This is a genomic window from Baekduia sp., assembly GCF_035685985.1.
GTDB lineage: Bacteria > Actinomycetota > Thermoleophilia > Solirubrobacterales > Solirubrobacteraceae > Baekduia.
This window is the reverse complement of record NZ_DASRZV010000030.1, coordinates 41,174-57,826: the sequence shown is the minus strand read 5'-3', so window position 1 is coordinate 57,826 and position 16,653 is coordinate 41,174. Positions and strand designations below refer to the sequence as shown.

The following is a 16,653-nucleotide window of genomic DNA, read 5'->3' as shown; positions in this document are numbered from 1 at the left end:
AATCGCACGTGGTTCGCGGTTGCGGCTGGGGGCGAGTCCGGGGTCCGGGTCGCCTAGTGGCTGCTATGCAGCCATTACGCGACCCGGATCGCCTGATCGCCGACCTCGCCGACCGCCAATACGGGCCGCTGGCACGTCACCAACTCGCCGAGCTCGGCCTGACGCCCCAGCACATCGCCCACCGCATCGCGATCGGCCGTCTCATCCGCCTGCACCGCGGCGTCTACGCGGTCGGGCACACGCGCCTCACGCGAGAGGGACGGTGGATGGCCGCCGTGCTGGCCTGCGGAGAACGAGCGGTGCTCAGCCACGGCGACGCGGCGACGCTGTGGGATCTCCTCCCGTCGCGTGGATCGGTGATCCACGTCACGACGCCCTCTCGATCAGGCCGGGTCCCGGATCGCGGCCGCGTCCGGCTGCATCGGGTAGGGACGCTCACCGACGACGAGCGGACCGTGGCTGCCGGGATCCCCGTGACGACGCCGGCACGAACGCTCCTCGATGTGGCGCCGTCCCTCCGGCCACGGGCGCTCGAGGACGTCGTCGAGCGCATGGATCGCCTCCAGCTCTTCGATCTCGTCGCCGTCCGTCGGTGCCTCGAAGCGCATCCGAGGCAGAGCGGCGCGCCCAAGTTGAGGATGGTGCTCGAGCGTCTGGCGGGCACCGACACCCGGAGCCCGCTCGAGGTCGCGCTCCTTCAGCTGTGCGACGACTACAACTTGCCGACGCCGCTGGCGAACACCACGATCGCCGGCTTCCTCGTCGACTTCCACTGGCCGGGAACCGATCTCATCGTCGAGACCGACGGCTTCGCCTTCCACCGCACCCGCACCGCCTTCGACGCCGACCGCGAGCGCGATCAGGCGCTCGCCCTGGCGGGGTATCGGGTCATCCGCTTCACCTACGACCAGGTCACGCGCCGGCGCCGGGACACGGCGCGCCGCCTCCAGGCTCTCCTCCAGCGGTCCGGGTCACTCTATGACGAATAGTTCGTCATAGAGTGACCCGGATCCTCAGGCGGGGCGGCGCAGCAGCAGCGCCGCCCACTCGGCGGAGGTGCGGCGGTCGGCCTCGGCGAGGCCGTGGCGGGCGAAGGCCGCGGCGACCTCGTCGGCCTCGTGGACCAGCAGCCCGGAGGCGATCAGCGTGCGTGGGGGCTCGCCCGCCCAGCCCGCGCGGGCGACGCAGAGCAGCAGCGGGCGCAGGAGGTTGGCGAGCACCAGCGGCGCGGTGGGCGCGGCGCCGCCGCGGATGAGGTCGAAGCGGTCGGTGGCGACCTCCACCCCGTTGGCGGCGGCGTTCTCGGCGGTCGCGCGGACGGACTCCAGCTCGTGGTCGACGCCGGCGACGGGCGACCACCCCAACTTGGCGGCGGCGATGGCCAGGACGCCGGAGCCGCAGCCGAGGTCCATCACGCCACGGGCACCGGCGTCGCCCGCGAGCGGCTCCTCCACCAGCAGCTCCAGGCACAGCCGCGTCGTGTGGTGCGCCCCGGTCCCGAAGGCCTGGCCCGGGTCGATGACCAGGTCCATCAACTCGTCGCGCGCCGGCTCCCACGGCGGCCGGACGTACAGCCGGCCGCCGACCTCGATCGGCCGGTGGAACTGGCGCCAGCGGTCGGCCCAGTCGTCGGCCACCTCGGTCGTCCGCACCTCGACCAGCGCGCCGCCGACCGCGGCCTCGACGTCGGGCAGGTCCGGCAGCTCGCCGGGCGCGCCGTAGACCGCGTACTCGACGATCGCGCCGCCCTCCAGGTCCGCCTCCTCGACCCCGGACGGCGCCAGCGTCAGCAGCTCGGCCAGCACCACGTCGGCGTCCTTGCGCCGGACCCTCACCGCGAGACGGATCATCTACTTGCCGAACAGCCGCCGCAGCTTGCCGACCATCGACTCGTCCTCGGCGCGCAGCTGCTCGTCGCCGATCGTGTCGGCGAACGCCTGCAGCGCCTCGCGCTGCTGGGCGTTCAGGCGCCGCGGGATGACGACGTTGGCCACGACGCGCAGGTCGCCGAAGCGACCCTGGCGGCGCAGGACCGGCATGCCCTTGCCCTTCGCGGTCAGCACCGTGCCCGGCTGCGTGCCCGCCGGCACCTCGACCTCGACGTCGCCGTCCGGATGGTCGATCGTCAGCGTCGTCCCCAGCGCGGCCAGGGGCGCGGGGATGTCGCCGACCGTCACGAGGTCGTCGCTGTCGCGCATGAAGCGCTCGCCCAGATCGACCTGCACGACGACGTAGAGGTCGCCGGGAGGCCCGCCGTGCTCGCCCGCGTGGCCGCGTCCGGACAGCCGGATCCGCTGGCCGTCGGCGATGCCCGCCGGGATCTCGACCTCCAGCCGCCGCTGGCCGACGACCAGCCCGCGGCCGTCGCAGACCTCGCACGGCGTCTGCGGGATGCGGCCGTCGCCGCCGCACTTGTCGCAGGCCACCTGCCGGACGACCTGGCCGAACGGCGACCGCGTCACGGCCTGCAGGACGCCCTGCCCGCCGCACTTGTCGCACGTCTCGATCGGCGTGCCGGGCTCCGCGCCGTTGCCGTGGCAGTGCTCGCAGCGGTCGATCGCCTCGAACGTCACCTCGACCTTGGCGCCGCGGTAGGCCTGCTCCAGGTCGATCTGCGCCGCGATCGCGACGTCCTCGCCCTGGCGCGGGCCCGTGCGCGCCCCGCCACCGCCGCCGAACGCGCCCCCGAAGAACGCGTCGAACAGGTCCGAGATGTTCCCGAAGCCGTCGAAGTTCGGCGCCTGCCCGCCGGTCCGCAGGCCCTCGTGGCCGTAGCGGTCGTACGTGGCGCGCCGCTGCGGGTCGCTGAGGATCTCGTAGGCCTCGGCGGCCTGCTTGAACTTCTCCTCGGCGTCCGGGTCGTGGCTGTTGACGTCGGGGTGCAGCTCGCGCGCGAGCTTGCGGAACGCCTTCTTGATCGTCGTGTCGTCGGCGTCGCGGGCGACGCCGAGCAGCTCATAGGGGTCGCTGGGCAAGGTGGAGCTCAAGATCCGTATACGTCCTCGATGAAGCGCGACAGCTCATGCGCGGCCTCGCGCACCGAGCGAATCGCGCGGGGGTAGTCCATGCGCACCGGGCCGATGACCGACACGGTGCCGAGCTTGCGGTTGGGGAGCCCGTAGCCGGCGCCGACGACCGCCAGCCCCTGGAAGGCGGGCGTCTGGTTCTCGGAGCCGATGCGCACCAGCACGTCGGGCTCCTGCAGCGCGACGCGCAGCAGGCCGAGCAGCGTCGCGCGCCGCTCGAGCATCGACATCAGCTCGTTGATCTGCGCGAGGTCCTGCACGCGATGCTCGCCGATCAGCCGCGCGGCGCCGTCGACGTACAGCGTGTCCTCGGAGGTCTCGGCCAGCTCCGTGAAGACCGGCGTCAGCTGGTCCAGGAACGTGCGCTCGCGCGCGCTGAGGCTCGGGTCGCTCAGCCGCGTGTGCAGCATGCGGGCGCCGAGCCCGACGCCGGTCAGGCGCTCGTCCAGGAACTCGCCCGCCCACGCGGCCAGGCCCGGGTCGACCGGCTGGTCGAAGGTGAAGACGCGCTTGGTCACGCCGCCGGTCGAGGTGATGACGACGACCATCAGGACCTGCGGCTGCAGCAGCAGGACCTCGACGTGGCGGACCGTCGCGGTGTCCACCGGCGGCGCGGAGACGATCGCCAGGAGGTTGGTGACCTGCGAGAGCGTCTCGCTCGTCACGCGCATCGCCTCGTCGACCTCGCGGCGGATCAGCTGCAGGCCGAGGCGCTCGCCGGCGACGGCGGGCACGAGGGCCCCGCCGGAGCGCAGCTGGTCGACGTACCAGCGGTGGCCCGCGTCGGTCGGCACGCGGCCGGCGGAGGTGTGCGGGTGCGCGAGCAGCCCCTGGTCCTCCAGCGACGCCAGCTCGTTGCGGATCGTCGACGGGCCGGCCTCGATGTCGGGGTCGGCGGCGAGGGTCTTGGATCCCACGGGCAGGCCGGTCTCGGTGTACGCCTCGACGACCTTGCGCAGGAGCAGCTCTTGACGGGGCGAGAGCACGTCCCGCCCCATTCTAGGGTTTGAGTTCCGCGTCTCCCCGGCGCACGATCGCGGTGCCGGACTGCACGGCCTCGGCGTCGACGTGGACGGTCCCGTCCTCGTCGACCGAGCGGACCTTGGAGGTCACGACGACCTCCTGCTCCATGACGCCCATGCCGCGGAAGCCGACGCTGAGGCGCTTGAGCGCGTGCGGCCCGCCGGCCGCCTCGGTCTGGGCGCGAGCGACCTGGGCCATCGTCCACAGCCCGTGCAGGATCCGGCCGGGCAGGCCGACCTGCTGGGCGAAGTCCTCGTCGATGTGGATGGGGTTGAAGTCCCCGGACGCGCCCGCGTAGCGGACGGTCAGGTAGCGATCGGGCGTGACCTTGAGCTCGGGAAGCTCCTGGCCGGGCTCGAAGGACCGATCGGTCATGCGGTCTCCCGGACGATGTTGGTCCACGTGCCGACGCTCACCGTGTGTCCGTGCTGGTTGGCCGACACTGACTCGAAGACGAAGAAGCCGTTGCCGGCGCGGTGCTCGATCGACTTGACCGAGACCGTGGTCGTGATCTCGTCGCCGGCGACGACCAAGGGCCCCCACTTGAACTCCTGCCCGCCGTGGACGAGGCGGGAGAAGTCGATCCCCAGCTCGGGGTCGAAGTACACCGGGCCCATCGCGGGCGAGCAGTAGACGACCGCGAACATCGGCGGCGCGACGACGTCCGCGTAGCCCGCCGCGCGGGCGGCCTCGTGGTCGAGGTGCAGCGGGTCGGTCTCGCCGACGGCGCGCGCGTACTCCTTGACCTTCTCGCGGCCGACCGCGTAGAGCGTGGGTGGATAGGTCTTGCCGATCGGCTTGGCGTCCGCGTCCGGGGTCATCCGGGGCGGGATGCTACCCGCGTGCGCTGCGTGGCCACCACGCAGGCCAGGACCGCGAGCGCCGCGAGGATCGTGATGGCCTTGATCCGCTCGCCGAGGACGAGCCCGGCCCAGAGCAGGCCCAGGACCGGCTGGGCGAGCTGGACCTGGCCGATCTTCGCGACGCCGCCGCGGGCCAGCCCGGCGTACCAGGCGAAGAACCCCAAGAACATCGAGATCAGCGACACGTAGGAGAACCCGAGCCAGGCGGTCGCGCTCGCGTGCGCGCCGTGGGTCGCCAGCGCGGCGGCGGCGATCGCGGTCGTGAGCGGCAGGCTCAGGACCAAGGCCCAGCAGATCGTGCGAGCGCCGCCGAGGTCGCGCGACAGGTGCCCGCCGTGGGCGTAGCCGATCGCGCACAGCGCCATCGCGCCGAGCAGCTCGAGGTCGGCGAGGCGCAGCGTCCCGCCGCCCTGGGCCAGCGCGAAGCCGACGACCGCCAGCAGGCCCGCGAGCGAGGCCGCCCAGAACGCGGGCGACGGCCGCTCGCCGGCGACCAGGACCGCGGCGACCGCGGTGGCGGCCGGGAGCATTCCGACGACGACCGCGCCGTGCGAGGCCGGGAGGTGCTGGAGCGCCAGCGACGTCAGGGCCGGGAACCCGGCGACGACGCCCAGCGCGACGAACGCCAGCGCGCGCAGCTGGGGCGCGGTCGGGCGCGGCGCGCGGGTGGCGACCAGGACGCCGATCGCCGGCACGCCCGCGACGACCGCGCGACCGAAGGCCACCAACAACGGGTCGAGGCCGGCGACGGCCAGCCGCGTCGCGGGCAGCGAGAACGAGAAGGCCAGGACGCCGAGCGCGCCGAGGACGAGGCCGGGCGGAAGCGCGGACGCGCGTCCCCGCGACGTCGCCGGCGTTATCGTCGCCGGTGTAGTAACGTTACTCTCAGTTCTCATGAATGACGGTAACACAGAACACCGTGTTATCCAGGACGTGCGGACGGCTGCCCGTGCCCTCCCCCCGGGCAGCCGCCTGCCGTCCGTTCGTGAGCTGATGGCGCGCCACCGCGCCTCGCCGGTCACCGTCCAGCGCGCGCTGGCCCGGCTGGCGGGCGAAGGCCTCGTGGTCCCCCGCCCCGGCCGCGGCACGTTCGTCGCCGAGCGCCCCGGCGGCGCCGCGGCCCTCGCCGCGACGGCCAAGGCCCCGGACCTCGGCTGGCAGGAGGTCGCGCTCGCCGACCGGCCGCCGCTGGACGCCGCCTCGCTGGACCAGCTGCTCGCCGCGCCCGCCGACGGCGCGATCCCGCTCACCGGCGGCTACGTCCATCCCGATCTCCAGCCGCTGGCCGCCCTCGGCGCGGCCACCGCGCGCGCCGCGCGGCGTCCCGAGGCCTGGGGTCGCCTGCCCGTCGCGGGCCTCGAGGAGCTGCGCGGCTGGTTCGCGCGCGAGGCGGGCGCGCACACGCGCGCCCACGACGTCGTCGTCTGCAACGGCGGCCAGCCCGCGCTGGCGACCGCGTTCCGCGCGCTGGCCGCGCCCGGCGAGCCCGTGCTCGTCGAGTCCCCCACCTACCTCGGCGCGATCGCCGCGCTGCGCGCCGCGGGCCTGCGCGCGGTCCCGGTCCCCACCGACGAGCGCGGCGTCCGGCCGGACCTCCTGGCCGATGCCTTCGCCTTGACCGGCGCCCGGGTCTTCTACTGCCAGCCGCTGCACGCCAACCCGACGGGCGCGTCGCTGGCGCCCGAGCGCCGCGCCGCCGTGCTCGAAGCGGTCGCCGCGGCGGGCGCGTTCCTGATCGAGGACGACTGGGCGCGCGACCTGCGGATCGACCCCGCGCCCGCGCCGCCGCCGCTGGCCGCCGAGGACCCCGACGGGCACGTCGTCCACCTGCGGTCGCTGACGAAGTCGGTGGCGCCGTCGCTGCGGATCGCGGCGGTCTCGGCCCGCGGCGCGGCCGGCGCCCGCCTGCGCGCCGCGCGGATCATCGACGACTTCTTCGTCGCGGGCCCGCTGCAGCACGCGACGCTGGAGCTGGTCTCCTCGCCCGCCTGGCGCCGCCACCTCAAGGCGCTGCGCGGCGCGCTGGCGCCGCGCCGCGACGCGCTCGTCGCCACGCTCGGCGAGCACCTGCCGGACTGGACGATCGCGACCGTCCCGGCCGGCGGCCTGCACCTCTGGGTCCGGCTGCCCGACGGCCTCGACGACGTCGCGCTGACCGCCCGCGCCGCGGCCGCCGGCGTCCTCGTCTCCCCCGGCCGCCCGTGGTTCGCCGCCGAGCCCCCGGGCCCGCACCTGCGCCTGACCTTCGGCGGCGCGCCCGCGCCGGACCTCGCCGAGGGCGTCCGCCGGCTCGCCGCCGTCGCCGCCGCCTCGTAGCCTGCGCCGCGAGATGACCACGATCGTCGCCGTCGCCCCCACGCTCGCCGACGCCGTCCAGTCGGCCGGCGCCACGCTCGCGCGCCACGCGGCCGAGGGCCATCCGGTCGTCGTCGTGTCGGTGTTCACGCAGGACGGCGACCCCGACGACGCGGCCGCCGCCGGCGCGCTGGGCCTGGCGGGCGTCGTGCACCTCGCGCTGGACCCGGCGGCCCGGCGCGGCTACGACGCCGACCGCCAACATGATGGTCTACGAGAGGACGACGACGCGCCGAAGGTCGCCGCGTCGGTGATGGCGATCGCGCTCGGCCGCCTGGAGCCCGACCTGATCCTCGCGCCGCTGGGCCTCACCGGCCACGTCGACCATCTTGTCGTCGAACGCGCGCTTGACGAGCTGGAGCTGCCGCGCCTGCGCTGGCTCGACCTCCCCTACGCCTTGCGTCGCACGCCGGGCGCGCCGCTGGGCGCGGGCGAGGTCGTCGCGGTCCCGGCGTCGGAGGAGCACCTCGCGGCCAAGCTCGCCGCCGCCGCGCCGTACGCGGCCGCCGAGCCCGAGCGCCTGGCCCGGCACGCCCGCGACGAGGGCGCGCGCCTGGGCGCCGGCGGGCCGGTGGAAGTGCTGGTCAAACGACACTAGATGATGACCTGCACGGCGCCGCCGTCGGCCGACCAGGCGGCGCCCACGACGTTGCCCGCGCGCTCGCTGCAGAGGAAGGCCACCACGTCGGCGATCTCCTCCGGCGCGCCGAGGCGTCCGCGCGGGAGCTTCCGGCCGGCGGCGGCCAGCGCCTCCTCGCGCGACGTCCCGGCGGCGCGGGCCGCCTGATCGGCCAGGCCACCCTCGCCGATCCACAGCTCGCTCGCCGTCGGTCCGGGGGCGACCGCGTTGACCAGCACGCCGCGCGAGGCGTAGGCGTCCGCGAACGCGCGCGAGAGCGACAGCTGCCCGGCCTTGGCGACGCTGTAGGCGACGTTGGACTGCCCCGGCCGCTTGCCCGACGACGACGACACGTTGACGATCCGGCCCCAGCCGGCGGCGGCCATCCGCGGCGCGGCGAGGCGCATCAGCCGCATCGGCGCCATCACGTTCAGCTCGTGCTGGGAGAGCCACTCCGCGTCGGGCAGCTCGTCCAGCGGCGCGTGCGACGACGTGCCCGCGTTGTTGACCAAGATGTCCAGGCCGCCGAGCTGCTCGACGGCGGTCGCGACGATGCGCTCGACGCACGCGGGATCCGTGACGTCGGCGGCGATCCACGCGACCTCGCCGTCGCCCGCCGAAGCGGCGGCCTCCGCCAGCCGCTCCGCGTCGCGCGCGACCATCAGCACCCGCGCGCCCTCGGCCACCAGCCGGCGGCTGACCGCCAGCCCGATCCCGCGGCTCGCGCCGGTCACGATCGCCACGCGACCGTCGAGCCCGAGGTCCACGGTCTACTTCCCCTTGCCGCCCGACGCGTCGTCGCCCAACTCCAGCACGGCCAGGAACGCCTCCTGCGGGACCTCGATGCGCCCGACCTGCTTCATGCGCTTCTTGCCCTCCTTCTGGCGCTCCAGCAGCTTGCGCTTGCGGGAGATGTCGCCGCCGTAGCACTTGGCGGTGACGTCCTTGCGGTAGGCCTTGACGGTCTCGCGGGCGATGATCGCCGAGCCGATCGCGGCCTGGATCGGCACGTCGAACTGCTGGCGCGGGATCTTCGCGCGCAGCTTCTCGGTCAGCGCGCGGCCCACGTCGTAGGCCTTGTCGCGGTGCACGACCATCGACAGCGCGTCGACGACGTCGCCGGCCAGCAGCACGTCGAGCTTGGCGAGCTTCGACGGCCGCAGCCCGATCTGCTCGTAGTCCAGCGACGCGTAGCCGCGCGTGCGCGACTTGAGCTGGTCGAAGAAGTCCAGGACGACCTCGCCGAGCGGCAGGTCGTAGTACAGCTGGACGCGGTCGGCGCTCAGGTAGTGCATGCCCGCGTGCTCGCCGCGGCGCTCCTGGCACAGCTCCATCGTCACCCCGACGTACTCCTTGGGGAGCAGGATGGAGGCCTTGATGTAGGGCTCGCGGATCTCGGCGATCTTCGCCGGGTCGGGCATGTCGGACGGGTTGTGGACCTCGACGATCGAGCCGTCGGTCATCGTCAGCTCGAACGACACCGACGGCATCGTCGCCATCAGCTCGAGGTCGTACTCGCGCTCCAGGCGCTCGCGCACGATGTCCATGTGGAGCAGGCCCAGGAAGCCGCAGCGGAAGCCGAAGCCGAGCGCGTCGGAGGTCTCGGGCTCCCACGTCAGCGCCGCGTCGTTCAAGGACAACTTCTCCAGGGCGTCGCGGAAGTCCGGGTAGTCGTCGTTGTTGATCGGGAACAGCCCGCAGAAGACCATCGGCTTGACGTCGCGGTAGCCGGGCAGCGGCTCGCTCGCGCCGTCGCGCTTGGTCGTCAGCGTGTCGCCGACGCGCAGCTTGGTGACGTCCTTGATGCCGGTGATCAAGTACCCCACCTCGCCCGGGCCGAGCTGGGCGGCGGGCGTCATGCGGGGCGTGAAGAACCCGATGTCGTCGATGTCGGCCTCGGTGCCCGCGGCCATCGCGCGGATCGCCTCGCCCTTCTTGAAGACGCCGTCGACGACGCGGATGTAGGCGACGACGCCGCGGTACTGGTCGAACTCCGAGTCGAAGATCAGCGCGCGGGCGGGCGCCTCGGGGTCGCCGGTGGGCGGCGGGACCTTCTCGACCAGCTGCTCCAGGACCTCGGTGACGCCCTCGCCGGTCTTGCCGGAGATGATCAGGATCGAGTCCGGGTCCTCGCCGATCAGCTCGCTGACCTCGCCGGCGACGCGCTCGGGCTCGGCGCCGGGCAGGTCGATCTTGTTCAGGCACGGGATCAGCTCCAGGCCCGCGTCGACCGCCAGGTAGGTGTTGGCGACGGTCTGGGCCTCGACGCCCTGCGACGCGTCGACCACCAGCAGCGCGCCCTCGCACGCCGCGAGGCTGCGGCTGACCTCGTAGGTGAAGTCGACGTGGCCGGGCGTGTCGATGAGGTGGAACTGGTAGGTCTGGCCGTCGCGCGAGTCGAAGTAGACGCGCACGGCCTGGGACTTGATCGTGATCCCGCGCTCGCGCTCCAGGTCCATCGAGTCGAGCAGCTGGTCGCGCATGTCGCGCTCGGAGACCGTCTTGGTCATCTCGAGGATGCGGTCGGCCAGCGTCGACTTGCCGTGGTCGATGTGGGCGATGATCGAGAAGTTGCGGATGAGGCTCTGGTCGGACAAGCGGCCGCCCAGGATAGGGCGAACGCCGCACCCGGCGGCTCGCCGTTCGCCCGCGGTCCTGCCCGGGCGGCGAAACCGCCGTCAGCGCGACAGCCGCCGTCGCACGATGGCCTCGAGCTGCCGCGCTTCCGGCAGGCGCATCGCCAGCGTCATCTTCACGTAGGTGTACAGGCCGACGGCCAGGCCGCCGCCGACCGAGATGACCTGGCCGATCAGGTCCCGGCCGAAGAGCCAGTCGAGCCCCAGCCAGGCCAGGTAGGCGGTGATGCCGAACCAGACCGAGGCGATCAGCATCCCGAGGATGATCTCGCCGCCGGCACGCAGGTCCAGGCCGCCGTGCAGCTCGCCGCGCAGCACGTGCAGCTGGGCGGCGGCCATCGCGATGTCGGCGATCGCGGTCCCCGCGACGATGCCGCCGACGCCGAAGCCCAGCGCGACGAAGACGATCGAGACGCCGACGTTGACCACCAGGTTGCCGACGCTGAGGTAGGTGACCATCCACGGCCGCTGGAGGCTGAAGAACGTGCGCGTGAGCAGGAGGTTCACGCCGCTGAAGGGCAGGCTGAACGAGAACCAGAACAGCGCGGTCGCGACGAGGGCGGTGTCGGACGCGGTGAACGCGCCGCGCTGGAAGACCAGGCGCGTGATCGGCTCGCTGAGCACGAGCGTCGCGGCGGTGGCCGGCAGCAGCATCAGGAAGATCAGCCGCAGGCCGTGGTCGACGCTGCCGCGCAGGCCGTCGAGGTCGCGGCGCGCGGCCAGGCGCGAGAGCTGCGGGAAGAGGACCGTCGCGATCGCGACGCTGAACATGCCCTGCGGGAGCATGTAGATGCGGAACGCGGCGTCGATCGCGCGCGGCGCCTCGGTCGAGACGTACGAGCCGAGGATCCCGTTGGCGAAGACGTTGAAGTTGATGAGGCCGAGCCCGAGCGTCACGGGCAGCATCAGCAGGAAGACCCGCTTGACGCGTGGGTCGCGCCAGTCGAACGACCACGCGAAGTGGAAGCCGACGGTCTTGAGCACCGGCAGGGCCATCAGGAACTGGACGCCGGTCCCGACCAGGATGCCGACCGCGTAGGCGTACAGGTCGTTGGAGAACAGCGGCCGCGCCAGGATCAGGAAGGCCATGATCACGACGTTCCAGACCAGCGGGCTGAGCGCCGGGATCGTGAAGTGGTCGTAGGCCTGGAGGATCCCGACGATCAGGCCGTTGAGGCCGAGGACGAGGACGATCGGGAACATCACGCGGCTGAGCCCGATCGCCAGCTGGTCGGTCGCGTGGCTGAACTGGTCGCCGGTGAAGAGCGGGACGATGAAGCCGGCGCTGAGGATGAACAGCGCGCAGATCGCGCCGAGCGCGGCGAGCATCACCAGGAAGAGCGTCGAGGCGAGCTTGAAGGCCTCGCGCTTGCGGTCGTGCTCCAGCAGCTCGGTGAAGACCGGGACGAACGCGGCCGACAGCGCGGAGTCGGCGAAGAGGCTTCGAACCACGTTCGGGATGTAGAACGCGATCGTGAACGCGGAGAACGCGGGGCTCAGCCCGAAGTAGGAGCTGGCGAGCACCTCGCGCATCAGCCCGGCGATGCGGCTGAGGCCCGTGAGGACCGAGAAGATCGCCGTGTTGCGCGCGAATGAGCGTCGCGGCGGGGCCGCGGGACGTGGGGGTGCAGCGCTCGTCACGGGACGCATGACTCTAGGGACGACAGCGGCTGACGTACCCGCACGACCGTCGACGTCACAACCTCGCTAGAATCCTCCGTCGCACATGGCCAACATCGACTCGCAGAAGAAGCGCATCCTCCGCGCTGAGCGTGAGCGCCTGGAGAACCGGCGCTACACCTCCACCATCAAGACCTACTTCCGTCGCCTCGAGACCGCGGCTGCCGCCGGCGATGACTCCGCCGCCGACGCGGAGCACCTCGCGCTCGTGAAGACGATCGACAAGGCCGTCAAGCGCGGCGCCCTGCATCGCAACACGGGCGCCCGCAAGAAGGCCCGCGCCGCCCGCGTCCGCGCGGGCCAGCCCTCCGCCTGAGGGCCGCCTCGCCGCGCCTGGCGGCCCCCGACGGAGCTTGACGGGCGGCCGCCCGCCTGGCGCTCGCCGGTGACCGCCAGCCACGACGATCCGGGCCTCAGCCGAAGGGCTGTCGCCCTCATTGGCCCCCGAGAACCGGGGGCCTTTTCGCGTTGTGGCGTCGTCTAGCCGGCCGCGGCCATGCGGCCGAGGGCGCGGATGGCCGCGGTGTCGTCGCTCAGCTCGCCGATGCCGCGGGTCTGCAGCTCGAGGTCGGCGAGGGTCTCGATGGCGCGGCGCAGGGCGTCGGGGTCGGTGGTGCGGGCTTCCTTGATGCGGCGGTCCAGCGCCCAGGGCGAGCCCTTGGTGGAGGACTTGACCTGGGCCGGGGACTCGCCGGCCTCCAGGCGGTCGGCGATCGCCAGGACCTCGCGCAGGCGGCGGGCCATGAGCGGGATCAGGCGGCCGACGGCCTCGCCCTGCTCGCGCAGCTCCAGGAAGGCCTTGAAGACCGTGCGGCGGTCGCGCGCGACGAGCGCGTCGACCAGGCCCCAGACCTGGATCTCGGCGGAGTCGGCGGCCGCGTCGGTGATGTCCTCGGCGGTCAGCTTGGTGCCCGGGCCGTGCTCGAGCGCGAGCTTCTCCAGCTCGCGCAGGATCCGCTGCTGGCGCTCGCCGACCTGCGCGACCAGCGCCTGGGCGGCGGACACGTCCATGTCGAGCCCGAGCCGCTGGGCCTCGCCGAGCGCCCACTTCGGCAGCTCGCGGGCCTTGACCGTCGCCTGCTCGACGACGTCGCCGCCCGCCTTCTTGACCGCCTTGGACAGCGAGGCCGGGATCTTCGCGCGGCCGTCCTCGCGGGCGAAGAACGCGACGGTCGTGTCCGGCGGCAGCCCGGCCAGCGCCGGTACGACGTGCGCGTCGACGTCGGCCTGCTTCCACCGCTCGACGCCGTCGACGACCACGAACCGGCGGCCGATCGCGAACGTCATCGCGCTCAGCGCCAGGCCGACGTTCTCCGGCGTGGCCGCGTCGCCCTCCAGGATCTCCAGGCCACCGACGCCGCTCTCGGCCTCCGCGCGGGCGCGCAGGCTCGCCCGCCGCTCGCCGATCCGTCCGTGGTCGTCGCCGTGGATGAGGTACGCGGGCTTCCAGCTGGCCATCGGCTCGGGAGTGTAGGCGCGCGGGCGGTCGCGGTCAGCGCGGGGGCGTCGCGGGTGCCGGCGGCCCGGTGAGATCGATCCGGATCGTGCCGTCGCGGTCGGTGCGCTTGGTCGGGATGGCGGCGGCGTGGAGGGCGGCGAGGGTCGAGGGGGCTGGGTGGCCGTAGGTGTTGTGGGCGCCGACCTCGATGAGGGCGAGGTGGGGCTGGAGCTGTTGGAGGAGTTGAGGTAGGCCGGGATCGGCGCTGCCGTGGTGGGAGACCTTCAGGACGTCGACGGGTGGGAGGTCGAGCGGCTGGAGGATCGGGGACTCGGCGTCGGCGGTGAGCAGGATGGATGTGTTGAAGGCGGTGGCGAGGGCGACGATCGCGCGGTCGTTGGGGTCGGTGGCGTCGGCGGCGGCGGCCGCCGGGTCGCGCGCGGGCGGCCAGAGGACGGAGAGCGTGAGCGGGCCGGCGTGGAGGGCCTGGCCCTGCTGGGCGGGGACGATGCGGGTGGCGTGGGCGGGCGCGTCGATGGCGCGGGAGGTCGGCGAGCGGTCGCCGTCGCGGCCGTCGAGGAGGAGGTCGGTCGGGAACGCGCGCAGGACGGCGGGCGCGTCGCCGTCGTGGTCGAGCTGTGGGTGGGTCAGGACGAGCGCGTCGAGGTGGCGGACGCCGGCGGTCCGGAGCTGGGCGACGAGCGTGGTCCCGGGCGGGCCGGCATCGACGAGGACCGCGTGGCCGTCGGCCTGCAGGAGCGTGGCGTCGCCCTGGCCGACGTCGAGCGCGGTGACGCGGAGCGTCCCGGGCGGCGGCGGCGGCGCGAGGGCCGTGGCGTGGCGGTGGACGGCGAGCGCGGCGACCGCCAGCGCGAGGGCGAGCGCGGCGGCGGGCCGGGTGCGGCGCCGACGCGCGGCGAGAGCGGCAACGGCGAGCGCCGCGAGCGCGACGAGCGGCGGGTCGGGCAGGTTCGCGGACGTCCGCGCGACGCCGACGAGGTAGCCCAGCGGCGGCCCGGTCAGCGCGACCAGCGGCGCGGCGAGCGCGGGCGTGAGCTGGCCGAGCGCGGCCGCGGCGAAGCCGAGCCACATGATCGGCGCCACGGCGGGCGCGGCGAGCACGTTGGCGGGCACCGTGATCGGCGCGAGCCGGCCGAAGTGCAGGGCGACCAGCGGCGCGGTCGCGAGCGTCGCGGCGAGCGTGACCGCGACGGCCTCGGCGGCGGCGGCAGGCAGGCGCCGCGGCAGCCGGCGGCGGATCGGCACGGCGAGCACCGCGATGCCGACGACCGCGGCGAAGCTCAGCTGCCAGCCCGCGTCGCCGGAGGCGCGCGGGTCCAGGGCGAGCGTCGCGACGGCCGCCAGCAGCAGCGCGTGCCAGCGCGACGCGGGCCGCCCGGCGAGCGCGGCGGCGATCGTCGCCGCGCCCATGAGGCCGGCGCGCTGGATCGACGCGCCGCCGCCGGCCAGCGGGACGTAGAGCGCGATCAGCGCCGACGTCGCCGGCCACCGGGCGCGCACGCCCGCGCCGACCGCGATGCTCAGCGCCAGGACGAGCGCGGCGAGCAGCGCGACGTTCTGGCCGCTGGCCGCCATGAGGTGGCTCAGGCCGACGGCGGTGAACGCGTCGGCGACGTCGTCGGGCAGTTCCGAGTCGTCGCCGAGGACCATCCCGCGCAGGAGCGCGGCCTCGTTCGGCGGCAGGTGCCCGGCCAGCGCGCGCTCGGCGCGGCGGCGGACGCCGTCGACGACGCCGAGGGCTCCCCCGCGCCGGCGTCCGGTCGCCCGCAGCGCGGTCGCGCGCAGCGTCGCGTGCGCGTGGACGGCGCGCGCGCCCCGATCGGGCTCGCGCAGCGTGCCGTCGAGCGCGACGACGTCGCCGACGCGCGGCGGCGGCGCGTCCCGCAGCCAGGCCGGGACGCGCACCAGCACCGGCTCGCCGCGCAGCCGCGCCGCGAAGCGGTGGCCGCCGAAGGCGTCGGAGCGCGGCGGCGCGAGGACCGTGGCCCGTTCGTGGACCTGGTCGCCGATGGGCAGGCGCGTGGCGTCGAGCGCGGCGGTCCGGGCGCCGCCCGCCCACGCGGCGGCGAGCAGCGTGACCGCGAGCCCGAGCGCGGCCACCGGCCGCCGCACGAGCGGGAGCGCGGCGACGGCGGCGGCGACGGCGAGCGCGCCCGCCGCGACGACCGACGCGGGCACGCGCGGCCCGAGCAGCAGGCCGGCGACGGCGAGCGCGAGGACGACGTGGCGCGGGTGGCCGTGGGCGGCGTGGAGGGCCGCGCGGGCGCTGTCGGCGGCGCGGGCGCGCAGCGCGGCGGCGGTGGCGGCGGTGCGAGGCGGGAGGCGCCGCCGCGGCGGCGGCGCGCTCATACCGTCACCTGCTTGCGCAGGGACTCCAGCTTCTTGGGCCCGATCCCGGGGATCTGGGCGAGGTCGTCGACGGAGGAGAAGCCGCCGTGTGCGGCGCGGTAGTCGAGGATCTTCTGGGCCGTCGAGGGGCCGACGCCGTCGAGGGTGTCGAGCTGCTCGGCGGTCGCCGAGTTGAGGCTGATGGGCGCCGAGGAGCCCGTGGCGGCGGCGCCGGCGCCCGCGCCGACGGCCGCCGCGGCCGCCGCGCCGCCCGGCGCGCCGCGCCGGGGCACCACCACCTGCTGGCCGTCGGCGACCTTCGCGGCCAGGTTGATGGCCTGGAGGTCGGCGCGGCCGGTCGCGCCGCCGGCGCGGGCGATCGCGTCCTGGACGCGGGCGCCGTCGCCCAGCCGGTAGACGCCGGGGTCGTGGACGGCGCCGACGACGTGGACGGTCGCGCGCCGCTCCGCCGCGGGCGCCGCGCTGACGGAGACCGAGCCCGTCCGCGCGCTCGCCGAGGCCGCCGGCGCCACCGTCGCCGCGCCGTGCTCGTCGGAGCGCAGCACCCGCCATCCCAAGACCACCACCAACACCGCGCACGCGGCGTAGGCGAGCAGCTCGGGGCGACGCAGGTCCACGGCAGGCATCGGCCCACCGTAGACCT

General features: G+C 74.4%; 16 protein-coding genes and 1 pseudogene. 5 read left to right on the top strand and 12 right to left on the bottom strand.

Features of this window, described 5'->3' with window-relative positions; translation table 11 throughout:
• Nucleotides 1-65 precede the first annotated feature (65 nt).
• Nucleotides 66-173: pseudogene (locus tag VFG42_RS27555) on the top strand (hypothetical protein); the annotation flags it as partial.
• Nucleotides 174-266: 93 nt separating this feature from the next.
• On the top strand, nt 267-989 hold the full coding sequence (locus VFG42_RS20565; RefSeq protein WP_324910673.1) for a DUF559 domain-containing protein: 723 nt from the start codon (nt 267-269) through the stop codon (nt 987-989).
• A gap of 24 nt (nt 990-1,013) precedes the next feature.
• On the opposite strand, the gene VFG42_RS20560 is transcribed toward VFG42_RS20565, so the two are convergent.
• The 6 genes from VFG42_RS20560 to VFG42_RS20535 are packed head-to-tail and all read right to left on the bottom strand — an operon-like array spanning nt 1,014 to nt 5,808.
• Nucleotides 1,014-1,850 (bottom strand): 50S ribosomal protein L11 methyltransferase, encoded by an 837-nt coding sequence (locus VFG42_RS20560; RefSeq protein WP_324910672.1) that lies wholly within the window; start codon nt 1,848-1,850, stop codon nt 1,014-1,016.
• Nucleotides 1,851-2,987 carry a molecular chaperone DnaJ gene (gene dnaJ, locus VFG42_RS20555; protein ID WP_324910671.1) on the bottom strand — a complete coding sequence of 379 codons (1,137 nt, stop codon included), beginning with the start codon at nt 2,985-2,987 and terminating at the stop codon, nt 1,851-1,853.
• A complete protein-coding gene (hrcA, locus tag VFG42_RS20550; RefSeq protein WP_324910670.1) occupies nt 2,984-4,012 on the bottom strand; it encodes a heat-inducible transcriptional repressor HrcA in 1,029 nt (342 codons plus the stop codon). The genes dnaJ and hrcA overlap by 4 nt, the downstream gene beginning before the upstream one ends.
• 13 nt (nt 4,013-4,025) lie before the next feature.
• Nucleotides 4,026-4,424 carry a MaoC/PaaZ C-terminal domain-containing protein gene (locus tag VFG42_RS20545; protein WP_324910669.1) on the bottom strand — a complete coding sequence of 133 codons (399 nt, stop codon included), beginning with the start codon at nt 4,422-4,424 and terminating at the stop codon, nt 4,026-4,028.
• Nucleotides 4,421-4,870 carry a MaoC family dehydratase N-terminal domain-containing protein gene (locus VFG42_RS20540; RefSeq protein WP_324910668.1) on the bottom strand — a complete coding sequence of 150 codons (450 nt, stop codon included), beginning with the start codon at nt 4,868-4,870 and terminating at the stop codon, nt 4,421-4,423. The genes VFG42_RS20545 and VFG42_RS20540 overlap by 4 nt, the downstream gene beginning before the upstream one ends.
• Entirely contained in the window at nt 4,867-5,808 is a 942-nt protein-coding gene (locus tag VFG42_RS20535; protein ID WP_324910667.1) for a DMT family transporter, read from the bottom strand. Before VFG42_RS20535 ends, VFG42_RS20540 begins: the two co-directional genes overlap by 4 nt.
• On the opposite strand from VFG42_RS20535, the gene VFG42_RS20530 reads away from it, so the two are divergent.
• Together VFG42_RS20530 and VFG42_RS20525 are read left to right on the top strand one after the other, a co-directional pair.
• Nucleotides 5,807-7,228, top strand: coding sequence for a PLP-dependent aminotransferase family protein (locus tag VFG42_RS20530; protein WP_324910666.1), 1,422 nt, complete (start codon nt 5,807-5,809; stop codon nt 7,226-7,228). The two genes, VFG42_RS20535 and VFG42_RS20530, sit on opposite strands and share 2 nt — an antisense overlap.
• A 13-nt stretch (nt 7,229-7,241) precedes the next feature.
• Entirely contained in the window at nt 7,242-7,865 is a 624-nt protein-coding gene (locus tag VFG42_RS20525; RefSeq protein WP_324910665.1) for a hypothetical protein, read from the top strand.
• Here the strand turns inward: VFG42_RS20525 and VFG42_RS20520 are convergent.
• From VFG42_RS20520 to murJ, 3 genes are all read right to left on the bottom strand, one after another.
• Nucleotides 7,862-8,653 (bottom strand): SDR family NAD(P)-dependent oxidoreductase, encoded by a 792-nt coding sequence (locus VFG42_RS20520; protein ID WP_324910664.1) that lies wholly within the window; start codon nt 8,651-8,653, stop codon nt 7,862-7,864. The genes VFG42_RS20525 and VFG42_RS20520 overlap by 4 nt on opposite strands.
• A 3-nt stretch (nt 8,654-8,656) precedes the next feature.
• Complete coding sequence (lepA, locus tag VFG42_RS20515) at nt 8,657-10,483, bottom strand: translation elongation factor 4 (protein WP_324910663.1); 1,827 nt, start codon at nt 10,481-10,483, stop codon at nt 8,657-8,659.
• A gap of 81 nt (nt 10,484-10,564) precedes the next feature.
• Nucleotides 10,565-12,163, bottom strand: coding sequence for a murein biosynthesis integral membrane protein MurJ (gene murJ / locus VFG42_RS20510; protein WP_324910662.1), 1,599 nt, complete (start codon nt 12,161-12,163; stop codon nt 10,565-10,567).
• Between the two features lie 85 nt (nt 12,164-12,248).
• Here murJ and rpsT point away from each other — a divergent pair, with 85 nt between their 5' ends.
• The gene (gene rpsT, locus VFG42_RS20505) at nt 12,249-12,518 is read left to right on the top strand and encodes a 30S ribosomal protein S20 (RefSeq protein WP_324910661.1); all 270 of its coding nucleotides are present in this window, start codon (nt 12,249-12,251) and stop codon (nt 12,516-12,518) included.
• Nucleotides 12,519-12,682: 164 nt separating this feature from the next.
• On the opposite strand, the gene holA is transcribed toward rpsT, so the two are convergent.
• From holA to VFG42_RS20490, 3 genes are read right to left on the bottom strand one after another with little or no spacing between them, the layout of a single operon-like run.
• Nucleotides 12,683-13,660, bottom strand: a complete 978-nt coding sequence (holA, locus tag VFG42_RS20500; RefSeq protein WP_324910660.1) for a DNA polymerase III subunit delta — start codon at nt 13,658-13,660, stop codon at nt 12,683-12,685.
• A 34-nt stretch (nt 13,661-13,694) separates the two neighbouring features.
• Nucleotides 13,695-16,010, bottom strand: coding sequence for a ComEC/Rec2 family competence protein (locus tag VFG42_RS20495; protein ID WP_324910658.1), 2,316 nt, complete (start codon nt 16,008-16,010; stop codon nt 13,695-13,697).
• Nucleotides 16,007-16,636, bottom strand: coding sequence for a helix-hairpin-helix domain-containing protein (locus VFG42_RS20490; protein WP_324910657.1), 630 nt, complete (start codon nt 16,634-16,636; stop codon nt 16,007-16,009). Before VFG42_RS20490 ends, VFG42_RS20495 begins: the two co-directional genes overlap by 4 nt.
• Between the last annotated feature and the right edge of the window lie 17 nt (nt 16,637-16,653).